Source organism: Salmonella sp. SAL03688, assembly GCF_046551895.1.
GTDB lineage: Bacteria > Pseudomonadota > Gammaproteobacteria > Enterobacterales > Enterobacteriaceae > Salmonella > Salmonella enterica.
The window spans coordinates 1-17096 of the sequence record NZ_JBGDVI010000025.1; the positions used below are offsets into that span (position 1 = coordinate 1).

Sequence of the window (17096 nt, forward strand, 5' to 3'; positions counted from 1 at the left end):
AATCTCGCGTTCTTCTCGTTGCTCAACCTCATCAGGGCTGTACACGCCGAGGATCACTTCCGGGCAGTACAGGCGAGCCCAATATTTAACGCCCAGATAAGCAATTTGCTGTTTAGGGTTTGAAACCCATAGCGGAGAATTGCGGGTAACAACGCCGGAGAGGTAAAGAGGTTCTCCCCAGGTGATTTCAGATTCACCTCGCAGAATGGCACCAACCTGAACGAACAGGCCGATCTCGTCCTCATCCGTCCAGCCCCGAACGCGCTCAGTGACGGTGTACTTCCCATTTTTACCGTTTTTATCGCGTGTGATTTCCTGTGTCCTGGTGCAGCGCTCCCAGTCACCCCCATAGCGGTAATGAAAACGGCCATGAATGGCACTGGAGCTTGCAATTACTGCGTTGACCAGTTGTGCCTCGTAACCAAGAACACCGTTAACCAGGTGTGTTTTCTGCGCCACAGCGTAAGGATTCATACCCCATTGCATAGCCTGCATGACGATAGCCATACAGTCGGCTGGTTTCCCTGCAAGGTGTGCCGGTACCGTCACCTGTGAGTCTGCCATCAGGTTAGCGAAAGCTGTTAACTGACCCAGTGCCTGAACGTTAAAAATTGCGTTACTGGCAGAAATGGTGTTTGGTGCCTGCTGCTCAGTGGTAACAATATTTGTGTTTTCCATGATTTTCCCCTTATGCCTGTACGCGCAACGCTTCAAGGCGGCGCATATCAAAATCGTTCAGTTCGTCGGTGTAGTCTTCTGTGATAGGCGCTGGCCATTCACCAGTGTCGAAGCCGTTTGCTATCGCTCGCATTGTTTTGCGGTATTCCAGCATGCCAAGTTCCAGCAACTCGGTAGACGCCTCAATGATGGCGACCCAGTGGTAGTTCTCGTCTTTGTTGACGAAAATCCAGAAAAACTGGTCCAGCGCCGCAGTTTCGCAGTACATGGCCGCGCTCAGGTGATAGTCCCGGTCGATGATTTCCCGGTGCAACTTCGCACGCAGGCCTTCCTGCTTGATGTTCCACATGCTGATAGTTTTCAGGTCGGCGCCAATGCGCAGGCCGCCCATATCGATCTCAAGGTCAGGGCGTACCCGAACTTCCAACCCGGTTTCCTCATCAATCCCAAAATAGCTAACCTCGACAGCGCGGCTTGGGTGAGTCAGCAATTTGCCGGCGGTCGGGTGCTCCAGCAGGGCTTTTTGAATGTTCAGCGCGGTGCTGAGCTGTTGGCGGGTGACCAGCACTTTCCCTTCGGTGTTCTCCCGCCACGCATCCAGCAATTCGTCGGCGAATACCGCTGCCGGGTTGACTGATTTCACGGCCTGAATCAGATCGGCCTTCGTGCCAGATACTTTCAACGGCGACGATTTTTGCGCTTCCTGAGCGACCAGGTCAGGGTTGATTATTGCCAGTTGCTCCAGAAGTGCGTCACGGCTACCGCTCGTTTTAACCGGCGTAGGCAGGGTGGCGTTGTATTCTTTGATACAGGCCTTCATGGCTGCGGCTGTCTGTTTCTGGTCTGCTTCAATGCGCTGGTATTCAGCAGGTAGCGCTATGTAGCTTTGCCCTGTTTCTTCCAGACTGGCACCCAGCGGTACTGGAGCGGACAGGGTGGCGTTGTACTCCTCCAGCAGCGCTTTGATATCGTCAGCACTCAGCAGTGCTGGCAGGCTGGCGTTGTGCGCGTCGATGAACTCGCGCAGGGTGGCGGTGGTGGTGAAAGCACCCTCAGGGATCTCAGGCTCTACGCTGAACTCCGCTTCGAGGTTTTCCGGCTGTAGAGCCAGAGCATGTACCAGGTTGCCCATGTCAAGTACTGGGGAGCGCTCTTTGACGATAGTCTTCTCTACGTGACGCGCGTTAAAGTACATCAGCGACACGCGAGCATCTTTCACCTGAGTTGAGCTGATCCCGTTGGCGGCGTGGTAAACCTCGTTTGGTACACCTTCATAGCGGCCCGGCTCGAAGTATTCCGGCCAGGCTGCTTCTGGCTCTTCTTGTTGCGATTCCGGTACATTTTGTTGCGCCTCAGGTTCAGATTGGCTCACAGAATCGTTGTTCTGGTGCGTTTCAGCCTGATTCTGGTTCTCTACGGTAACTGCTTCTTTACCAGTACCCAGATCGCCTTCGCCTGCCTGCACCGCATCACCAGCCTGTTTTTCATCACTGTCAGCTTCTTGAACCTGCACATTGCTGGTGATCTCCGGATTCGTTTCTGTGCCATGAGTTGATGAGTTCTGCATTAAAGCGGACACGTCGAAAATACCGTTGCCAACATTTTTAACCAGTTCAGGTTCGGTGGTCGGCTGGCTTGTCTCGGTTTTCACCCATTTTGGGTCGTTCGGGTCGCTGATGCCCTCGACGTATTCACCGCGTGCGGCGGCAAGCTGTCGGTTGGCTTCTTCTACTGCGTCTTTTTCCGGAGTGTGTCGGGCAGCCGTGAGAGCTTCCTCGGTGGGGTTCTCGTGATCAGTCTCCGTTAAGTTGGCGTTGATATACCCCTGAAGGCGTCCGGGGTAGTGATAAAACTCAGGGTGTGCGCTTCGGATCAGCGCGAAAATAGCGGCGCGGGAATAATCCAGGATACCGGGCGTTGCGCGAAGTGCTGCGGACCATTCTTTGAACGGACTTTCCTTTTTCTTTACGATTTCTTTTGCGCGACGGTAAACACTGCCAGGTAGCTTATAGATATTAAAGTCCATAGGCAAAGTGGCCATTGCAATCTCTACGTCAAGAGTATCGAGAGTGTGTTCGTAATCAGGGTTACGGTCAGTCTTATTGCCACCGCCAGCATTGGCGCCGCTTTCAGTGCGCTGAATAGCCGATACACGGTTGCCTTTTGCCCACTCCTTAACGAGCAAACAGCGATCGATATGCTCCGTCTCGAACCATGTTTTAAGGAACAGGATAACAGTCGCCAGTTCAGGAGTTTTTCCATCGACAGGGAATACTTTTTTGATGGCATTAACTACCTTATGAACATCGTGTTCAATGGCTTTCTTGAACGCTTCAACATTCTCGGCGGCAAGCAGCAGGTTCTGGACATATGAATTATCGGTGTCCATTTCGAGACGCAGAATTTCTTTTTTCTGGGAGGCGTCGACGTGATAAAGATACTCACCTTCACCTATGTACTGAGCAAGAACGCGGTGACGGAGAGGCATAGTTGCGACAACAGTCAGCTCGGGGGCTGGGGCTGTTGCCTGGTCAGGGCTGTTGCTTTCGTTACCAAAATTTTCGGTGTGGTCTTCCAGCACTTCGCCTGTTTCGGTATCAACACCATCGACGATATGCTGGCGCGCCGCGGCGGCGGCTTCAGATGATGACAGGGTGACGCCGGGGATTTGCGTCCAGGTCATATTGTCTTTAGCGAGTTGATAGTAATCGCAGAAAGTGAGGCTCAGTTCGCCTTCCGGCGGCAGCTCGTTAACGACAGGGAAATTAGTAGCGACAGCTTTGAAGTAATCTTTCAGCTTCGCACCGGATTTAATCAGAAGATAATCCAGTGTTGCATTTGCCGCTTCAAAATCATCACTGCACCAGAGTACAGCGTCTTTCTGGCCTGATGATTTCTTTGCTTTGCGGACTAAAAATACAGGATTAGTTCCACTCATTGTTTTGTCCTCAATTCGTGTAGAATGGAGGTGCCTTAACAGCACCCCGATATATCTGGTTGTTAGGTCCGGTTCGCTTTGGTCGGTTGGACCGGACAGGGCACGCCCGCTTCGGTGGGCGTTTTCTTAATGGATGGTCTGATAAAATTTTTCTGAGTAATCAAGCTTGTAGCTTCGGTAATTACCAAACCCTGCTTGTTCTCCATCACTTACCTTGACTGTGAGCAGCGAAATGGCTTCTACAGCACAATGAGGACAGTCGAACTTTCCGAGTACATATCCACCGTCGAGAATCACAGTAGTTTCGCCAGTTGAATTTGAGTGAATAACGCCTGAGACTTTCTTTTCGCAATTGAATAAAGCAATGCTCTTATTAACTGCTTTCAGGTTCATTTCGATTTTTAAGATTTCCATAAGTTCTCCAGTCTTAAATTCAGGGTGTAGGAAGCCACGCCAAATTAATGGCGAATTTTTCATTTCATATTTCGGAACTACTATTTAACTTTCGTGCGCCATCTGGTCGTATTCAGCGCACTGCCTGGAACAATATTCCTTTTCTTTGCGCGCCAGTTGCGAGCCGTTGAGATAGAGAAGGGTGTTTTTTACTTCTTTGCCTTCATCAATGGATTTGCGGCAGTAACCGCATTGTTTAAGCATCCGGATCTCCTTTCTGCGCCAGCAGGTAGCAGAGGCGGCGTAACCTCACTCCGAAATAGCTAAGTTTGATGGCTTGGATGCGTGCTGGCTTACGTGCGAAATCAATCATCTTCTAATCCAAGAGCTATCCGTATTTCTTTTGCGCGGCTTTTACTGCCTGCCTCGACACCTTGGCTGTAAACGAAATGCAATAGGTTATGGATGATCTCCCAATCATCACGATCAAGCTTTGTTGAAAGCAGGCGTGAGACAATTTTGCCACTGGATTTCAGGTGAAATGCAGTAGTCTCTTCTTTGCTGTTGTATTTTTTATCGATGATTTCCATGACTTCCCTCGTTTGCCTTATCGCCGGCCAGCGGAACGTTTATCACCTGCTGCACGTTAACCTTGCCATCTCATCCCGGTCTTCGTATGCCCCGGGCGGCTACTTCGTGGGCGTCCTGCCTTGATGACTCGTTGCTGCGTTTGATAGGTTAAGTATTATCGATTCAATCGATACATGTCAATTAAATTTGATGATTAATTTTACAGGGAAGATTAAGAAAGCGAGATGTGGGTGAATTAATGACATAAAAAAACCGCCAGTTAAGGCGGTTAGTAGTTTTAAAGCTGGTTTAGCGAGAAGGAGGCTCGATTTTTCTGCGTCTTTGGTATTCAGCCATGAAATCGTCTAGTTCTTGAAGTCTGGTGCCTGCCAGCTCAATAAAACGGTCTTGTTCAACAGTCGGTAGCTGATCAAATATTTCTAAGAGCCGCTTTTGTCGGTCATTGAGATCTGTTGGACCACCTTGTGTTAGACGTTCAGGCACATCCGATTCCTCATCATCCTCCATGAAGAACCAATACAACGGCTTACCTGTGGCCTTAGGTAACAACTCTAAGATATCTTTTCGGGGAAGAATGCCGGACTGACACCAACCATTAACTGATTGAGAGGTAGCGCCGACTCTACGACCTAACTCAGATTGGGTGATCCCAGTCTCATTAAGCACTCTTTGTAAACGCTCTCCAAAGTTCATTTTTCGTTCTCGCACAATTACATGGTTTCATTATACAGATTTTTTCTGTAGGTATGGCTATCGAAATAATTTGACAGTATCGATTAAATTTGAATAATTGGTTGTATCTTCACTCAATGAGACCGACCAATGAAAGTAACTGTTCAACGCAAGATCCTTTCCGTGTGTAGCCAGGCTGAGTTGGGACGCCGACTTGGTCGCCGTGCTCAGACCGTTAACGGCTGGTTTAAAAACAAAGTTCCCGGCGAACTTGTAGTTCGAGTGGCAAGAGCTATTGACTGGAAAGTCACCCCACACGAACTGCGTCCTGATCTCTACCCAAACCCAACCGATGGCTTACCAAGCCAAGAGGCATCAGCCAAATAACCATAGAGGATATTTACCCATGGAGAACGCAATTGCACGAAAGTTAGACCCACCAGAAATCAACCCGATTGAGATAGAGAGTGTTCTGCTCAACCGGCTTGCATCAGTAGGGCAGAAATCATACGCCGAGCATATGGGCATCAGCGAGTCGACAGTCAGCAGGCGTAAAGCTGAGGGATATTTCTGCAACATGGCGGAAGAGCTGGCTTTTCTTGGGATTCAGGCCGCGCCACCGGAGGCGGTACTGGTATCCAGAAACTATCTCACAGCCGTAGAGATTCTCGCTGATGCCGGGCTAAAGGCTGAACGAGCCAGGCCGGATGCGCTGGGGTGGGACTGAAAATGACAGCAACCAAAAAGGCGAAAGCCGCGGTGAGGGGTCACCAACGGCTTTCTGGTGGAATTAACTGGATCAATTCACAGGAGTAATTATGGCAAACACTGCCGAAGTAATCAATTTTCCTGTGCCTGACGTGGCACCTAAGGAGCCGCGCGTGGCAGATCTCGATGATGGCTATACGCGCCTGGCAAATGAACTTCTGGATGCCGTGATGTGTTCTGGTTTGCCGGAGACTGAGCTGTGCATCCTGATGGCCGTATGGCGCAAAACGTATGGATACAACAAGAAAATGGACTGGATCAGCAACGAGCAGTTAGAGGAGATGATTCAGAAGCATCATACCCATTGCTCGACAGCAAAAAACAGTCTGATCAGGAAGAAGGTACTGATTCAGGAAGGCCGCAGGGTTGGTATGAATATCCATATTTCCGAGTGGCAAACTAAAAATAACGGATTCTGCAAAACATTAGCTAAACCTGCTAAGAAAACCTTAGCGGAAGTTGCTAACGCACCTAAGCAGAAGTTGCTAACCACAAAAGACAAACTAACAAAAGACAATATTAAAAGATCTACGTCAGAGAATTCTGACGAATCCTCTGACAAGCCAAGAAAGAAACCTCATGTCCTAAAACCCGAAGCAGCGATTCAGAGAGGCAACAAGTGGGGAACTGCTGAAGACCTAACTGCTGCCGAGTGGATGTTTGACCTGATAAAAACCATTTCTCCATCAGCCAGAAAACCTAACCTGGCAGGATGGGCTAACGATATACGCCTGATGCGTGAATGTGACGGACGAACACATCGCGACATGTGCGTGCTGTTTCGCTGGGCGTGCCATGACAGCTTCTGGGCTGGCAACGTCATTAGCCCGGCAAAGCTCCGCGAAAAGTGGACTCAACTCGATATCAACCGCAACAAGCAACAGACTGGCACAACTGCCTCTAAGCCAAAACTTGACCTAAATAACACTGACTGGATATACGGAGTGGAGCTATGAAAAACATTGCTGCGCAGATGGTTAATTTTGACCGTGAGCAGATGCGCCGTATTGCCAACAACATGCCGGAACAGCATGACGATAAGCCGCAAGTTGAGCAGGTTGCTAAGGTCATCAACAACGTGTTTAGTCAGCTTATGGCAGCGTTCCCTGCTACCACAGCTAATCGCAGCCAGGCTGAGATGAACGAAATCCGGCGTCAGTGGGTTCTGGCTTTCCGTGAGAACGACATCACCACCATGGAGCAAGTTGCGGCCGGAATGCGTGTCGCCCGCCGTCAGGAACGTCCGTTTCTTCCGTCTCCAGGCCAGTTCGTCGCATGGTGTAAGGCTGAATTGGCAACTGCTGCCGGGCTTCCTGATGCCAATGAACTGGTCGATATGGTTTACCAGTATTGCCGCACGCGTGGTTTATACCCGGATGCAGAATCATATCCATGGGAATCCAAAGCCCATTACTGGCTTGTCACCACACTGTACTCAAACATGCGAGCTAACGCTCTTAGTGATACCGAGTTGCGCCGCAAGGCAGTCGAAGAACTCAACCACATGGTTACCAGGATAAACCGTGGAGAGGTGATCCCGGAGCCAGTTAAGCAGCTTCCTGTTCTTGGTGGCAGACCACTAAACCGCGCGCAAAACCTCGCGAAGATTGCAGAAATTCGGGCCAAATTCGGACTAAAGGGAGTCAGATCATGATAACTGCATTAGATATTGAAAAAGTAATCACCGATAAAGGGCCAATGAGCAACATCAAAGGTCCGCTTATCAGCAGTCAGCGCTACCTCGACAAGGCAAAGGTAAACGACAGAGCGGCAAGATTTAAGCGTTTTATCGTATCTGTTTACCCGATAGTTCTGCGTGGGCAGCAATACACCATCCTGATGGATGGCCACCACAACTACGCGGCGGCAAAACTGGCTGGCATAGAACCTGATTACCGACCAATCACCAAAAAGGTGCAGCGTATTCTCGGTGAGATGTCATGGCGCGAGCGTGAGGCATTCTTCATCAACAACGTTACAGACAGCAACTACTACTTTGTTGAAACAGGCGAAGTGGTTCATGAGTTGGTTATGCCTGATACGTCCTGCAAATTCCAGGCGCACGCAGGTAACCAATGGATTTTTGGAGGTGCAGCATGACAGTCCATACATTGAAGCAATGCCGCCCGAACCAGGAAGAAACTGAGTATTTCTGGAAGCTGTTTCATGCGGCGCAACGTAATGATGCTCGCTGGCACGGTAGTGAGATCAGCATTATCGCCGATGAGCTATCCCGGACAGATTTAGATCGTGACCAAAAACTGTTCCTTCTCCGCTCCTGGCAAGTGCTGGTAGACGACAAAGGTGGATTCGGGCGCTTTATGGGTGCCTTTGATACTTACGTCTACAACATGCAAGACCCGGATGATGACTGCGTAGCGTGGAAACCTGAACTGGCCCAAATACTGAACGACGGCAATTGTTTCGACATACTGCTTGATGCGTACCATGAAGCCCAGCAGCGCATAGCAGAACTGGAGGCGCGGGAGGTCAACCTGTCAAAACTCAGCGTTGGAGAAGTCATGCACATGAGCGGATTCAGCCGGGATTATGCCGAGGGTTGGTGTGCTGGTAATGACAATGCGATACACGAAATACGCACCGCTGGCATCAAGGTTAAGGGGGAGTGATATGGCTACTTTGACGAAACAGGAAAAAGCCTGGGTAAAGAAACTCAATAAGCTACTGGCGGAGTGTCCCTCAAATCGGATCGCGTTTGCGACGACTGGCGATTGTGAAGTATCGCTATTTGATGTGACGCGCTATGACGAAATTTTTGATGAAGTAGATAAGGGGAAAAGCGAATTTATCCCCGCCGCGATGCGTATCGGAGCGGCCTTTAATGAGTACCTGACATTCCCTAACCAAGTTGAAAGCACGGCAGGCTGAGGGCTAACCCATGACCACTATTACCAGAGAACAGCAAAAACAGATTTTAATTGATACGGCGAACCACGTAATCAGTCGTGATAACACGTCACCGTATAGCGAAAACCTGCGCGAACTGGCGCGTATAGCGTTGGCAGCGCTTACCGCTGAGCCTGTGCGATATCTGAATAAATTTTCCGGCACATGCGTGACGTTAGAGCAGCAGCCAAATGCTGCTGATGATGTTGCCGTGTATATACCGCTCTACACCACCCCGCCAGTGCCAGAACGCGAACGTATTCGCCGTGAGCACGCCGAGTGGTCAGATAAGACGTTCGGCGATGTCGGTCCAGTGGGGCCACTGAAACACCTCTCAAAAGAAGCGCTCGAGGCCGCCGCAGACCCATCAGATCCGCTTGAGTGGGCTGATATGCAATTCCTGTTATGGGATGCACAACGCCGCGCTGGTATTACTGACGAGCAGATTGCCCTGGCGATGGTGGAAAAGCTGGCGGTGAACAAGAAGCGCGAATGGCCTGAACCGAAAGACGGTGAGCCACGACTGCATATTAAAGAGCAGTCAGCGCCGGTAATTCCGGATGGTTGGATAAGCTGTAGTGAGCGGATGCCAGAAGACGAGCAAGAAGTAATTGTTCATAACAAGTTGGGATATCGTTATGTTTCATATTTTGATGAGCATTCTGGACTATTTTTTGACATGCGAGGCGGCAATCAGATGAACTGCATTGAGCATATCTTGGTTACGCACTGGATGCCGCTGCCAGCAGCACCAGAACCAGAGCAGAGCTAATGTCCCGTATCTACATGCCGGTCCTGTGATCGGCATTAGTGAAAAATCAAAAAATACGAATCAGTGATTTGTAATCAACATTTCTTAGGTTTGTAGATATGCGAATAATAACCAGGAAGAAACCTGCGTTCACTGACCTGTACCAGACTGGTGTTCTGACGCGTATAGCAGCCGTTAAGACTGACAGTGGCGGCTGGCGCCTGTTTGGAGTGTGGCGTGATCAGGATATCGCTGTATTTGTGGAAGCGGCGCGCGGCGGCATCCGGGAATGGTCCGGCTTAAATTATCTGGCTGAGTTTGTGTTCAGTTGTGGCATTAGTCTCTGGGAGGTTCACAACAAGACGGACCGGAAAACTCCGGCATGAAGTGTTGCGTCATAACCCGCTGCGGCGGGTTTTTCGCCTAAAATCTGATATGAAACAACATGCTAGCTTTTGCAAAAAGTGCTATTCACCTCTTGAATATTCTTTCTAACAGGTATACTGTGTTTATATACAGTAGTTAAATGTAGAGGGAATTATGAGAATTGAACTTGTTATCAGCCGGACAAAACAGCTTCCGGAAGGTGCCGTTCCTGCGCTTGAAAAAGAATTAATTACCCGTCTCCAGAATCAGTATGAAAACTGCAACTTAACCATCCGTCGAGGCAGTCAGGATGGTCTGAGTATCGTCGGTGCTGCTGATGGCGATAAAAAACGTATACAGAGCATTCTGCAGGAAACGTGGGAAAGCGCTGACGACTGGTTTTATGCATATTAAGCATCGTGGAGTCGCAGACGTTTCCAGAAATAAAGTCAGTGTGACGGGGGGTTACATGTTAGAAGACTTACCAGAATCAGGGTATGCGGTTATACGTTGTTACGATCATTGTGTAGTGGCAAGGTTCGGTAGTATTCCGGATAGCGGACGCGCCCTGATGTATCGTCGTGGTGACGAGATATCTTTTGTTCCCCTTCACCCTGATGACATAGTTGGAACTCCAACATTATTTACGCAAATGTTAGAAAAGGCAGGCTATCGAATTACCCGTTGCTTTGATACACTTCAAATGTAGGCCTGAACAACCTGCACCTGCTGCGCCACGGAGAACACCATGGCGCACGAATTACAACTCATCAAGCAGTCATCTGGAATTCTGATCCCCGCTACGCCGGAGACCAGCGAAATTCTGCAATCAAAAATTAAACTCGGTGCCGTGCTGGTGGCTGAGTTCCGCCAGGTGAGGAATCCTGCATTCCATCGCCGCTTTTTCGCGTTGCTTAATCTTGGGTTTGAATACTGGGAACCCACCGGCGGCGCCATTTCTGCCAATGAGCGCAAACTGGTAAACGGTTATGCAAAGTTTCTCGCTGCATATGGCGGGAATGAAAGCGCATTACTGGATGCGGCTGAACAGTATCTGGAACAGATTGCAAACCGCCGGGTAACAAACGGGATTAGCCTGTGTAAATCATTCGATGCCTACCGCGCATGGGTGACGGTTGAGGCTGGTCACTATGACGCCATCCAGTTACCGGACGGCACCCTTCGCAAACATCCCCGCAGCATCGCTTTTTCCAGCATGGATGAGGTCGAATTTCAGCAGTTGTATAAATCCGCGCTTGATGTGATCTGGCGGTGGATTTTATCACGTACATTTCGTACTCAGCGCGAGGCCGAGAACGCCGCCGCCCAGCTCATGAGCTTTGCGGGGTGATGGCGATGAAATACTCCTGGTTCCATCATCACGACTGCACAACCGAGCAGGCCGACACGCTGGTATCGGATTATCAGAAGCGGGGCGTAAGGACAGAAAAGAGCCTGAACCCTGACTTCATTACCTGGACTGTCAGCGCGAAATTACCTGAATATGCACACCGGGTGCGGACGCCAAAATCCTTACGCCAAAAGGTCTGGGGGTGAACATGGCTAAATTACCGCGCCGTAAGTGCAAAGTTTGCCGGGAATGGTTTCATCCTGCTTACAGCAACGTTGTCTGGTGCTGTCCTGAACATGGCGCTATCTATGCCCTGGAACTGCGTGCCAAAGAAAAGATTAAAGCCGCAGCCAGGCGTATCAGGGAGAAACACCAGGCGGATAAAGCCGAACGCCAGCGCCGCCAGGCTAAGCGTGAGTCGTTCAAAACTAAAGCTCAGTGGGATAAAGAGGCGCAGGCCGCCTTTAACCGTTACATCAGGATACGGGATGAAGGTAAACCCTGCATTAGCTGCGATGCGCCGCTGGTTGGTAAAAGCAATTTCCTGACCGGAAGCGCCATCGATGCAAGCCATTACCGCTCGCGCGGTGCCGCCTCACATCTCAAATTCAACGTATTCAACGTTCATTCGGCCTGCACGCGCTGCAACCGGCAGTTAAGCGGTAATGCGGTCGAATACCGAATACGCCTCATCAGGCGTATAGGCTTGGAAAGGGTGGAGCGTCTTGAATCTGACAATGCGCCACGTCGTTTCGATATCCCGTACCTGAAACGCATCAAATCCATATTCACCCGCAAAGCCTGGGCGCTGGAGAAGCGCCGCGCACGTCGGCAGGAACATGCAGCATGAAACCAGAACTGATCGAGATACTCCGCATGCGCTGGTTGCGTCTCCGAATTTATCGATACCGGGGATCTTTTCCTGTGGCATACCGCATTCTTCGTAATTACGTCCGCATTGAAGCAAAACGGGAGCATCGAAATGAATCTTGAGTCCTTACCGAAATATTTTTCACCTAAATCCATGATGCCCGGCGCAGTACCATGCGGAATAACGTCTGATACGCTGACTATTACTGACGTAATGGCATCACTCGGGCTACTTACTGCAAAAGCCGCAGTGGGTATTGAATTGTATCTTGCAAAAGCTGGGGTTTTATCTTCTGAAAATATCATCGCCTATATCAGGCTATTAGCAGAGCAGCGTGCAGAACGGCATGGGGCATTACGGAAAATGGAAGAGGGTAAGCGTTCAAAATTTCTCGACACTATGGCGCGTTATGTATTTCGCGATTATTCCCTCAGCGCGGCCAGCCTGGTGACGTGCAGTAACTGTCATGGTGCTAAATTAATTGATGCTGAGGTTTTCACGAACAAGGTTACCTACCCAGATGGTAAGCCACCAAAATGGGTAAAAGATACGAAAGGTATTTCTCCGTCCGACTGGGAGGTGTGGAAATCAGTTCGTGAGCAGGTACGCGTAGTGTGTAAGGCGTGTGATGGCAAAGGCCATGTGAAAAATGAATGTCGTTGCCGGGGACGCGGAGAAATTCTCGATAAGAAAAAATCTGAGTTGCAGGGCGTGCCGGTTTATAAAAAATGCCCAAGATGCAAGGGAAGAGGCTACCCACGTCTCAAAGATACCGAGATTTTTAAAGCACTAGGAGTAACGGAAATGGTATGGCGGTACAACTATAAACTGTTTTTCGATCGGCTGGTGGAGCATTGCCATATTGAGGAATCGTATGCAGAAAAGGTTCTGGGAAACGTGACTCGATGACCAAAATAATTTAGCTATTGCAAACTTAACGGAAAATGGCTAACCTGATTCCAACGATGGGTTATTATGCCTGTGACGTTACAAGAATTAAGAACCTCGCCTCGGCGGGGTTTTCTTTTATGGATTCCCGACGCCAATAAGACAAAGTGCGGGGAGTGATGCGGAGTCTACATGTTCCAGCCGACCGCAAAGCTCACACAGGCAGGACCACAATCTGATACCGCGATAGCTTTTGCTGATCGCGCCGGAGCGGTAACCGGCAACAATTTAAGCCTCGGTGATTGCCGGGGCTTTTCTGTTTGTGCCGTCCGGAATAATCCCTCTGAGTTTTGTTGTTAATCCACCGGGCGGCCTTCCTACTTCACACTGCGCCATCCGAGCTATCGGTGGTGAGGCTATGACTGGAAAGAGCAGCCTGTACAACAGGATTTGAGTTGTGGTTTCTTGCACCGCGGCATTTTCTGCTTCGCCTTATACTATTTGCTTAGTCTTGCGGAGGTGTGAATGAAAGAAGGGTATTACTGGATTCAGCATAACGGTGTTGCTCAGGTGGCATACTATACGAATGACACAGTTGACGATCTGGAATCAGGACAGCTTATTGTCGGTGTCTGGCATCTGACAAGGGGTGATGATATCTGCCATAACGGTGAAGCAGAAGTACTGTCTGGGCCGTTACAGCCGCCAGTTTAAATGACTTAAACCTTATCAGGGCTGCCATCAGGCAGCCTTTTTTATTTCCCCTCATAACTGAGAGGACCCACATAACCAGAGGGGGATGAATGTCCGAACCTGTATCCAGTGCGACAGTGTTGGCTGGTGGATTAATGGGGGCCAGTGTATTCGGTCTGGCAACCGGAACCGATTATGGTGTGGTATTCGGTGCTTTTGCCGGCGCGGTGTTTTATGTCGCCACGGCAACCAACATCGGACGCATCAGGCTGGTCGCTTATTTTATTACATCATTTATTGTGGGAGTGCTTGGCGCCGGGTTGATAGGTACTAAGCTTGCGGCAATAACGCATTATGAAAAACCACTGGATGCACTTGGCGCAGTGATTATTTCTGCAATGTGTATAAAGTTTCTCACTTTTCTTAACAGTCAGGATCTGAACAGCCTGTTCAGTATTCTTTCTCGTATCAGGGGAGGGGGATCAAATGGTAGCAAATGACCCTTCTGCAGTTCTGAATGCCGTAATTTGTGGGGTGATAGTCATCGTTCTGATGTTTTACCGACGCGGTGATGCGACACACCGTCCCCTGATTTCGTTACTGGCCTATGTCATGGTGCTGGTATATGCCAGCGTCCCTTTCCGGTTTGTTTTTGGTTTATATGAATCATCCCACTGGCTGGTGGTGATGGTGAATATCCTTATCTGCGCCGCTGTGCTGTGGGCTCGCGGTAATGTGGCGCGTCTGGTCGATGCACTGAGGCACTGATGAATCAACAACAATTTCAGCAGGCGGCTGGTATCAGCGCCGAACTGGCTGCGCGCTGGTATCCACATATTACGGCGGCAATGAGCGAATTCGGTATTACTGCTCCACTGGATCAGGCCATGTTCATTGCTCAGGCGGGACATGAAAGCGCTGGTTTTACAAGGCTGGTGGAGAGCTTCAACTACAGTATCGCCGGGCTGACCGGATTCATCCGCGCCGGGAGAATCACTCCAGATCAGGCCAGTACTCTTGGGCGAAAAGCCTGTGAGAAGGCGCTTCCGCTCGAGCGACAGCGTGCAATAGCTAATCTGGTATACAGCAAGCGAATGGGTAACAACGGGCCTGGCGACGGCTGGAACTACCGTGGGCGTGGGCTTATTCAGATCACAGGTCTGAACAACTACCGTGATTGCGGTAACGGGATCAAAACTGAGCTCGTTTCCCATCCGGATCTACTGGCACAGGATACGTATGCTGCCCGTAGTGCAGCGTGGTTCTTCGCGACTAAAGGGTGTCTGAAATATTCCGGCGACATGGTACGCGTTACACAGATAATAAACGGAGGGCAGAACGGCATCGGAGATCGGCGAGAGCGCTTTGAAAAAGCAAAATCGGTGTTGGTATGAATCTGTTACCTGTATTGCTTAAAAAAATCTGGAAGCCATTAGCAGAAATACTGCTGGTGGCTTTTTTGTTATGTGCGGCAGCGTACTGGTGTTATTCACGAGGTTATCAGAAAGCGGATACATCCTGGAAATACCAGTGGGCGCAACGAGACCTTACCGATGCGACCGCTGCATTGCAGCGTGAAGTAACCGAACGAGCGAAAGAACAGCGTCGCCAGCACGCCGCAGATGAAGAACGGAAAAGAGCCGATGAAGAACTGGCAAAAATACAGGCCGATGCTGATGCTGCTGAGCGTGCTCGCGGTGGGCTGCAACAGCAGCTCGCAGCAGTACAACGGCAACTTGCAGGAAGTGAAACCGGCAGGCTTTCCGCTCTTGCCGCAGCAAGCCAGGCAAAAGCCGAGACCGGAATACTGCTCGCCAAGTTGCTTGGCGAAGCTGACGATCTGGCGGGAAAGTTCGCAAAAGAGGCTGATGAGCGTTATGTCGCCGGAAGCACATGCGAACGTACCTGGGACAAAGTGACCGGGCAGAACTGAAACCTGATAACAAGGAAAATTAATGAAGGCAAAATTATTCGTACTGGCCCTGGTATGTGTGTCCCTCGCCGGGTGTACAACGCTTTATTATCGGTAATGACTATGCGCCGTATATTAGCCACCGCTGCCGCACTTTGTCTTGGCGGCTGTATTACCGTGTATGGTCCGGTTAAAACGGGCGGGCAGCAACAGCAGGACAGCCAGTCCGGGCAGCAGCCAGGGATGAGCGAACAGATATCAACCTCATTCATTGGTAACCGTAAACCGGATGAGTTGTTGAATGCCGTGGCGCTGTATTTCAGGGAGAAGGCCATCACAGCCAGTGTTAACGACCAGACCACAGGGATTATCGCCGGTAGAGGAGATGACCCGGAACTGAGTTCGTTGTATCTGGACTGTTCACTGTTACCGCAGACACAAAATATCCAGGAGCATTACCGTATCGTCGCGCAGGTCTGGAGTGCCGGTGAAGGCAGTAATGTTTCGGTAATGGTGACAGGCTCTGCCGGACTGGATACTGCCGACGGTAACGATAAGGTGAAACCGGTTGAGTGTAAAAGTACCGGGATATTTGAGAAGGATTTACTGGAACGGTTACGTAAGTAAGCATTACAGCAGGCATTCCCTGAGTGTCTGCGATAATGACAAACAGGCAGGTGATCAGATATGGCAAAACCGGACTGGGAGGCCATCGAGACGGCATACCGGGCCGGAGTGATGTCCCTACGTGAAATTGCGTCACATCATGGTATTAGTGAAGGTGCTATCCGCAAGCGTGCAAAGCGTGATGACTGGTCCCGTGATCTTAACGCCAGGATTCAGCAAAAGGCTGACGATCTGGTACGCAAACAGGAAGTACGCAAAACGGTACGCACCAAAACGGAACTTACAGAACGCGTACTGATAGAGGCCACAGCGGAGGTAATAGCCTCGGTACGCATGGAGCACCGGGGCGATATTCGCCGGGCCCGGGAACTCACAAACACGCTTTTTGATGAACTTGGTGCGCAGTGTGCTGATGTGGTGGCGCTGGAGCAACTGGGTGACATCATGTTCGATCCTGACGATAAAGGCCGTGACCGGCTCAATGAAACTTATCAAAAAGTCATCAGTTTGCCTTCCCGTGTGAAATCTCTGAAAGACCTGAGCGACAGCCTGAAAACGTTGATCGGCCTGGAGAGAGAAGCATGGAGTATAGGTGCTGTCAGTGAACCAGAAAAAACGCCTCTACCAGGAAAAAATACTGATCTGACAACTGATCAGGCAGCGGAGCTATACAAAAAAATGATGGGTTAA

The 17096-nt window shown here is 50.1% G+C and carries 28 protein-coding genes; 22 read left to right on the forward strand and 6 right to left on the reverse strand.

The window, feature by feature from the left end; translation table 11 throughout:
* The 6 genes from ACLJR2_RS20095 to ACLJR2_RS20120 form a co-directional block, all read right to left on the reverse strand.
* Nucleotides 1-726 (reverse strand): RecT family recombinase (locus ACLJR2_RS20095; RefSeq protein WP_141039446.1); only part of this gene is annotated, 726 nt, incomplete at its 3' end.
* Complete coding sequence (locus tag ACLJR2_RS20100) at nucleotides 689-3616, reverse strand: RecE family exodeoxyribonuclease (RefSeq protein ID WP_057515224.1); 2928 nt, start codon at nucleotides 3614-3616, stop codon at nucleotides 689-691. The genes ACLJR2_RS20100 and ACLJR2_RS20095, both read right to left, overlap by 38 nt.
* A 126-nt stretch (nucleotides 3617-3742) precedes the next feature.
* Nucleotides 3743-4093, reverse strand: coding sequence for a hypothetical protein (locus ACLJR2_RS20105; protein WP_023252309.1), 351 nt, complete (start codon nucleotides 4091-4093; stop codon nucleotides 3743-3745).
* A gap of 21 nt (nucleotides 4094-4114) precedes the next feature.
* Nucleotides 4115-4273 (reverse strand): YdaE family protein, encoded by a 159-nt coding sequence (locus tag ACLJR2_RS20110; RefSeq protein WP_000917562.1) that lies wholly within the window; start codon nucleotides 4271-4273, stop codon nucleotides 4115-4117.
* 101 nt (nucleotides 4274-4374) lie between these two features.
* Complete coding sequence (locus ACLJR2_RS20115; protein WP_000402505.1) at nucleotides 4375-4599, reverse strand: hypothetical protein; 225 nt, start codon at nucleotides 4597-4599, stop codon at nucleotides 4375-4377.
* A 289-nt stretch (nucleotides 4600-4888) separates the two neighbouring features.
* On the reverse strand, nucleotides 4889-5293 hold the full coding sequence (locus tag ACLJR2_RS20120) for a transcriptional regulator (RefSeq protein ID WP_001009038.1): 405 nt from the start codon (nucleotides 5291-5293) through the stop codon (nucleotides 4889-4891).
* Between the two features lie 129 nt (nucleotides 5294-5422).
* On the opposite strand from ACLJR2_RS20120, the gene ACLJR2_RS20125 reads away from it, so the two are divergent.
* From ACLJR2_RS20125 to ACLJR2_RS20230, 22 genes are all read left to right on the forward strand, one after another.
* A complete protein-coding gene (locus ACLJR2_RS20125; protein ID WP_000869364.1) occupies nucleotides 5423-5659 on the forward strand; it encodes a transcriptional regulator in 237 nt (78 codons plus the stop codon).
* Nucleotides 5625-5999: a CII family transcriptional regulator gene (locus ACLJR2_RS20130; RefSeq protein ID WP_072141721.1), complete on the forward strand. Its 375-nt coding sequence runs from the start codon at nucleotides 5625-5627 to the stop codon at nucleotides 5997-5999. Before ACLJR2_RS20125 ends, ACLJR2_RS20130 begins: the two co-directional genes overlap by 35 nt.
* Before the next feature lie 91 nt (nucleotides 6000-6090).
* Nucleotides 6091-6996, forward strand: coding sequence for a replication protein (locus ACLJR2_RS20135; RefSeq protein ID WP_000024046.1), 906 nt, complete (start codon nucleotides 6091-6093; stop codon nucleotides 6994-6996).
* Complete coding sequence (locus ACLJR2_RS20140; protein ID WP_000788825.1) at nucleotides 6993-7694, forward strand: replication protein P; 702 nt, start codon at nucleotides 6993-6995, stop codon at nucleotides 7692-7694. The genes ACLJR2_RS20135 and ACLJR2_RS20140 overlap by 4 nt, the downstream gene beginning before the upstream one ends.
* Nucleotides 7691-8140 carry a ParB/RepB/Spo0J family partition protein gene (locus tag ACLJR2_RS20145; RefSeq protein ID WP_000626977.1) on the forward strand — a complete coding sequence of 150 codons (450 nt, stop codon included), beginning with the start codon at nucleotides 7691-7693 and terminating at the stop codon, nucleotides 8138-8140. The genes ACLJR2_RS20140 and ACLJR2_RS20145 overlap by 4 nt, the downstream gene beginning before the upstream one ends.
* Nucleotides 8137-8670, forward strand: coding sequence for a hypothetical protein (locus ACLJR2_RS20150; RefSeq protein WP_000215887.1), 534 nt, complete (start codon nucleotides 8137-8139; stop codon nucleotides 8668-8670). Before ACLJR2_RS20145 ends, ACLJR2_RS20150 begins: the two co-directional genes overlap by 4 nt.
* Before the next feature lies 1 nt (nucleotide 8671).
* The gene (locus ACLJR2_RS20155) at nucleotides 8672-8929 is read left to right on the forward strand and encodes a hypothetical protein (protein ID WP_000224239.1); all 258 of its coding nucleotides are present in this window, start codon (nucleotides 8672-8674) and stop codon (nucleotides 8927-8929) included.
* A 10-nt stretch (nucleotides 8930-8939) separates the two neighbouring features.
* Nucleotides 8940-9719 (forward strand): dATP/dGTP pyrophosphohydrolase domain-containing protein, encoded by a 780-nt coding sequence (locus tag ACLJR2_RS20160; protein ID WP_000208141.1) that lies wholly within the window; start codon nucleotides 8940-8942, stop codon nucleotides 9717-9719.
* Between the two features lie 519 nt (nucleotides 9720-10238).
* Nucleotides 10239-10478 (forward strand): DinI family protein, encoded by a 240-nt coding sequence (locus tag ACLJR2_RS20165; protein ID WP_001217670.1) that lies wholly within the window; start codon nucleotides 10239-10241, stop codon nucleotides 10476-10478.
* A gap of 55 nt (nucleotides 10479-10533) precedes the next feature.
* Entirely contained in the window at nucleotides 10534-10773 is a 240-nt protein-coding gene (locus tag ACLJR2_RS20170) for a hypothetical protein (RefSeq protein WP_001804676.1), read from the forward strand.
* A 39-nt stretch (nucleotides 10774-10812) separates the two neighbouring features.
* Complete coding sequence (locus tag ACLJR2_RS20175) at nucleotides 10813-11415, forward strand: DUF1367 family protein (protein WP_000929801.1); 603 nt, start codon at nucleotides 10813-10815, stop codon at nucleotides 11413-11415.
* A complete protein-coding gene (locus ACLJR2_RS20180; RefSeq protein ID WP_001241022.1) occupies nucleotides 11415-11621 on the forward strand; it encodes a hypothetical protein in 207 nt (68 codons plus the stop codon). Before ACLJR2_RS20175 ends, ACLJR2_RS20180 begins: the two co-directional genes overlap by 1 nt.
* 2 nt (nucleotides 11622-11623) lie before the next feature.
* Nucleotides 11624-12265, forward strand: a complete 642-nt coding sequence (locus ACLJR2_RS20185) for a recombination protein NinG (protein ID WP_057515225.1) — start codon at nucleotides 11624-11626, stop codon at nucleotides 12263-12265.
* Entirely contained in the window at nucleotides 12262-12408 is a 147-nt protein-coding gene (locus tag ACLJR2_RS20190) for a YlcG family protein (RefSeq protein ID WP_001617856.1), read from the forward strand. Before ACLJR2_RS20185 ends, ACLJR2_RS20190 begins: the two co-directional genes overlap by 4 nt.
* Nucleotides 12398-13195 (forward strand): antitermination protein, encoded by a 798-nt coding sequence (locus ACLJR2_RS20195; RefSeq protein WP_001749676.1) that lies wholly within the window; start codon nucleotides 12398-12400, stop codon nucleotides 13193-13195. Before ACLJR2_RS20190 ends, ACLJR2_RS20195 begins: the two co-directional genes overlap by 11 nt.
* 504 nt (nucleotides 13196-13699) lie before the next feature.
* The gene (locus ACLJR2_RS20200; RefSeq protein ID WP_023221874.1) at nucleotides 13700-13888 is read left to right on the forward strand and encodes a hypothetical protein; all 189 of its coding nucleotides are present in this window, start codon (nucleotides 13700-13702) and stop codon (nucleotides 13886-13888) included.
* 89 nt (nucleotides 13889-13977) lie between these two features.
* On the forward strand, nucleotides 13978-14367 hold the full coding sequence (locus tag ACLJR2_RS20205) for a phage holin family protein (protein WP_001294873.1): 390 nt from the start codon (nucleotides 13978-13980) through the stop codon (nucleotides 14365-14367).
* On the forward strand, nucleotides 14354-14635 hold the full coding sequence (locus tag ACLJR2_RS20210) for a phage holin family protein (RefSeq protein ID WP_000226307.1): 282 nt from the start codon (nucleotides 14354-14356) through the stop codon (nucleotides 14633-14635). Before ACLJR2_RS20205 ends, ACLJR2_RS20210 begins: the two co-directional genes overlap by 14 nt.
* A complete protein-coding gene (locus ACLJR2_RS20215; protein WP_057515249.1) occupies nucleotides 14635-15261 on the forward strand; it encodes a glycoside hydrolase family 19 protein in 627 nt (208 codons plus the stop codon). Before ACLJR2_RS20210 ends, ACLJR2_RS20215 begins: the two co-directional genes overlap by 1 nt.
* Entirely contained in the window at nucleotides 15258-15800 is a 543-nt protein-coding gene (locus ACLJR2_RS20220; protein WP_057515248.1) for a DUF2514 family protein, read from the forward strand. Before ACLJR2_RS20215 ends, ACLJR2_RS20220 begins: the two co-directional genes overlap by 4 nt.
* Nucleotides 15801-15902: 102 nt before the next feature.
* Nucleotides 15903-16406 carry a hypothetical protein gene (locus ACLJR2_RS20225; protein ID WP_046598537.1) on the forward strand — a complete coding sequence of 168 codons (504 nt, stop codon included), beginning with the start codon at nucleotides 15903-15905 and terminating at the stop codon, nucleotides 16404-16406.
* A gap of 60 nt (nucleotides 16407-16466) precedes the next feature.
* A complete protein-coding gene (locus ACLJR2_RS20230) occupies nucleotides 16467-17096 on the forward strand; it encodes a hypothetical protein (RefSeq protein WP_057515247.1) in 630 nt (209 codons plus the stop codon).

Bases quoted from the DNA above. Each gene is read 5' to 3' on its own strand.
- ACLJR2_RS20195 (WP_001749676.1), top strand. From the start codon at position 12,398: ATGAATCTTGAGTCCTTACCGAAATATTTTTCACCTAAATCCATGATG.
- ACLJR2_RS20175 (WP_000929801.1), top strand. From the start codon at position 10,813: ATGGCGCACGAATTACAACTCATCAAGCAGTCATCTGGAATTCTGATC.
- ACLJR2_RS20160 (WP_000208141.1), top strand. From the start codon at position 8,940: ATGACCACTATTACCAGAGAACAGCAAAAACAGATTTTAATTGATACG.
- ACLJR2_RS20225 (WP_046598537.1), top strand. From the start codon at position 15,903: ATGCGCCGTATATTAGCCACCGCTGCCGCACTTTGTCTTGGCGGCTGT.
- ACLJR2_RS20205 (WP_001294873.1), top strand. From the start codon at position 13,978: ATGTCCGAACCTGTATCCAGTGCGACAGTGTTGGCTGGTGGATTAATG.
- ACLJR2_RS20200 (WP_023221874.1), top strand. From the start codon at position 13,700: ATGAAAGAAGGGTATTACTGGATTCAGCATAACGGTGTTGCTCAGGTG.
- ACLJR2_RS20185 (WP_057515225.1), top strand. From the start codon at position 11,624: ATGGCTAAATTACCGCGCCGTAAGTGCAAAGTTTGCCGGGAATGGTTT.
- ACLJR2_RS20155 (WP_000224239.1), top strand. From the start codon at position 8,672: ATGGCTACTTTGACGAAACAGGAAAAAGCCTGGGTAAAGAAACTCAAT.
- ACLJR2_RS20120 (WP_001009038.1), bottom strand. From the start codon at position 5,293: ATGAACTTTGGAGAGCGTTTACAAAGAGTGCTTAATGAGACTGGGATC.
- ACLJR2_RS20150 (WP_000215887.1), top strand. From the start codon at position 8,137: ATGACAGTCCATACATTGAAGCAATGCCGCCCGAACCAGGAAGAAACT.
- ACLJR2_RS20210 (WP_000226307.1), top strand. From the start codon at position 14,354: ATGGTAGCAAATGACCCTTCTGCAGTTCTGAATGCCGTAATTTGTGGG.
- ACLJR2_RS20125 (WP_000869364.1), top strand. From the start codon at position 5,423: ATGAAAGTAACTGTTCAACGCAAGATCCTTTCCGTGTGTAGCCAGGCT.
- ACLJR2_RS20190 (WP_001617856.1), top strand. From the start codon at position 12,262: ATGAAACCAGAACTGATCGAGATACTCCGCATGCGCTGGTTGCGTCTC.
- ACLJR2_RS20140 (WP_000788825.1), top strand. From the start codon at position 6,993: ATGAAAAACATTGCTGCGCAGATGGTTAATTTTGACCGTGAGCAGATG.
- ACLJR2_RS20230 (WP_057515247.1), top strand. From the start codon at position 16,467: ATGGCAAAACCGGACTGGGAGGCCATCGAGACGGCATACCGGGCCGGA.
- ACLJR2_RS20105 (WP_023252309.1), bottom strand. From the start codon at position 4,093: ATGAAAAATTCGCCATTAATTTGGCGTGGCTTCCTACACCCTGAATTT.
- ACLJR2_RS20145 (WP_000626977.1), top strand. From the start codon at position 7,691: ATGATAACTGCATTAGATATTGAAAAAGTAATCACCGATAAAGGGCCA.
- ACLJR2_RS20165 (WP_001217670.1), top strand. From the start codon at position 10,239: ATGAGAATTGAACTTGTTATCAGCCGGACAAAACAGCTTCCGGAAGGT.
- ACLJR2_RS20130 (WP_072141721.1), top strand. From the start codon at position 5,625: ATGGCTTACCAAGCCAAGAGGCATCAGCCAAATAACCATAGAGGATAT.
- ACLJR2_RS20110 (WP_000917562.1), bottom strand. From the start codon at position 4,273: ATGCTTAAACAATGCGGTTACTGCCGCAAATCCATTGATGAAGGCAAA.
- ACLJR2_RS20115 (WP_000402505.1), bottom strand. From the start codon at position 4,599: ATGGAAATCATCGATAAAAAATACAACAGCAAAGAAGAGACTACTGCA.
- ACLJR2_RS20180 (WP_001241022.1), top strand. From the start codon at position 11,415: ATGGCGATGAAATACTCCTGGTTCCATCATCACGACTGCACAACCGAG.
- ACLJR2_RS20100 (WP_057515224.1), bottom strand. From the start codon at position 3,616: ATGAGTGGAACTAATCCTGTATTTTTAGTCCGCAAAGCAAAGAAATCA.
- ACLJR2_RS20215 (WP_057515249.1), top strand. From the start codon at position 14,635: ATGAATCAACAACAATTTCAGCAGGCGGCTGGTATCAGCGCCGAACTG.
- ACLJR2_RS20170 (WP_001804676.1), top strand. From the start codon at position 10,534: ATGTTAGAAGACTTACCAGAATCAGGGTATGCGGTTATACGTTGTTAC.
- ACLJR2_RS20135 (WP_000024046.1), top strand. From the start codon at position 6,091: ATGGCAAACACTGCCGAAGTAATCAATTTTCCTGTGCCTGACGTGGCA.
- ACLJR2_RS20220 (WP_057515248.1), top strand. From the start codon at position 15,258: ATGAATCTGTTACCTGTATTGCTTAAAAAAATCTGGAAGCCATTAGCA.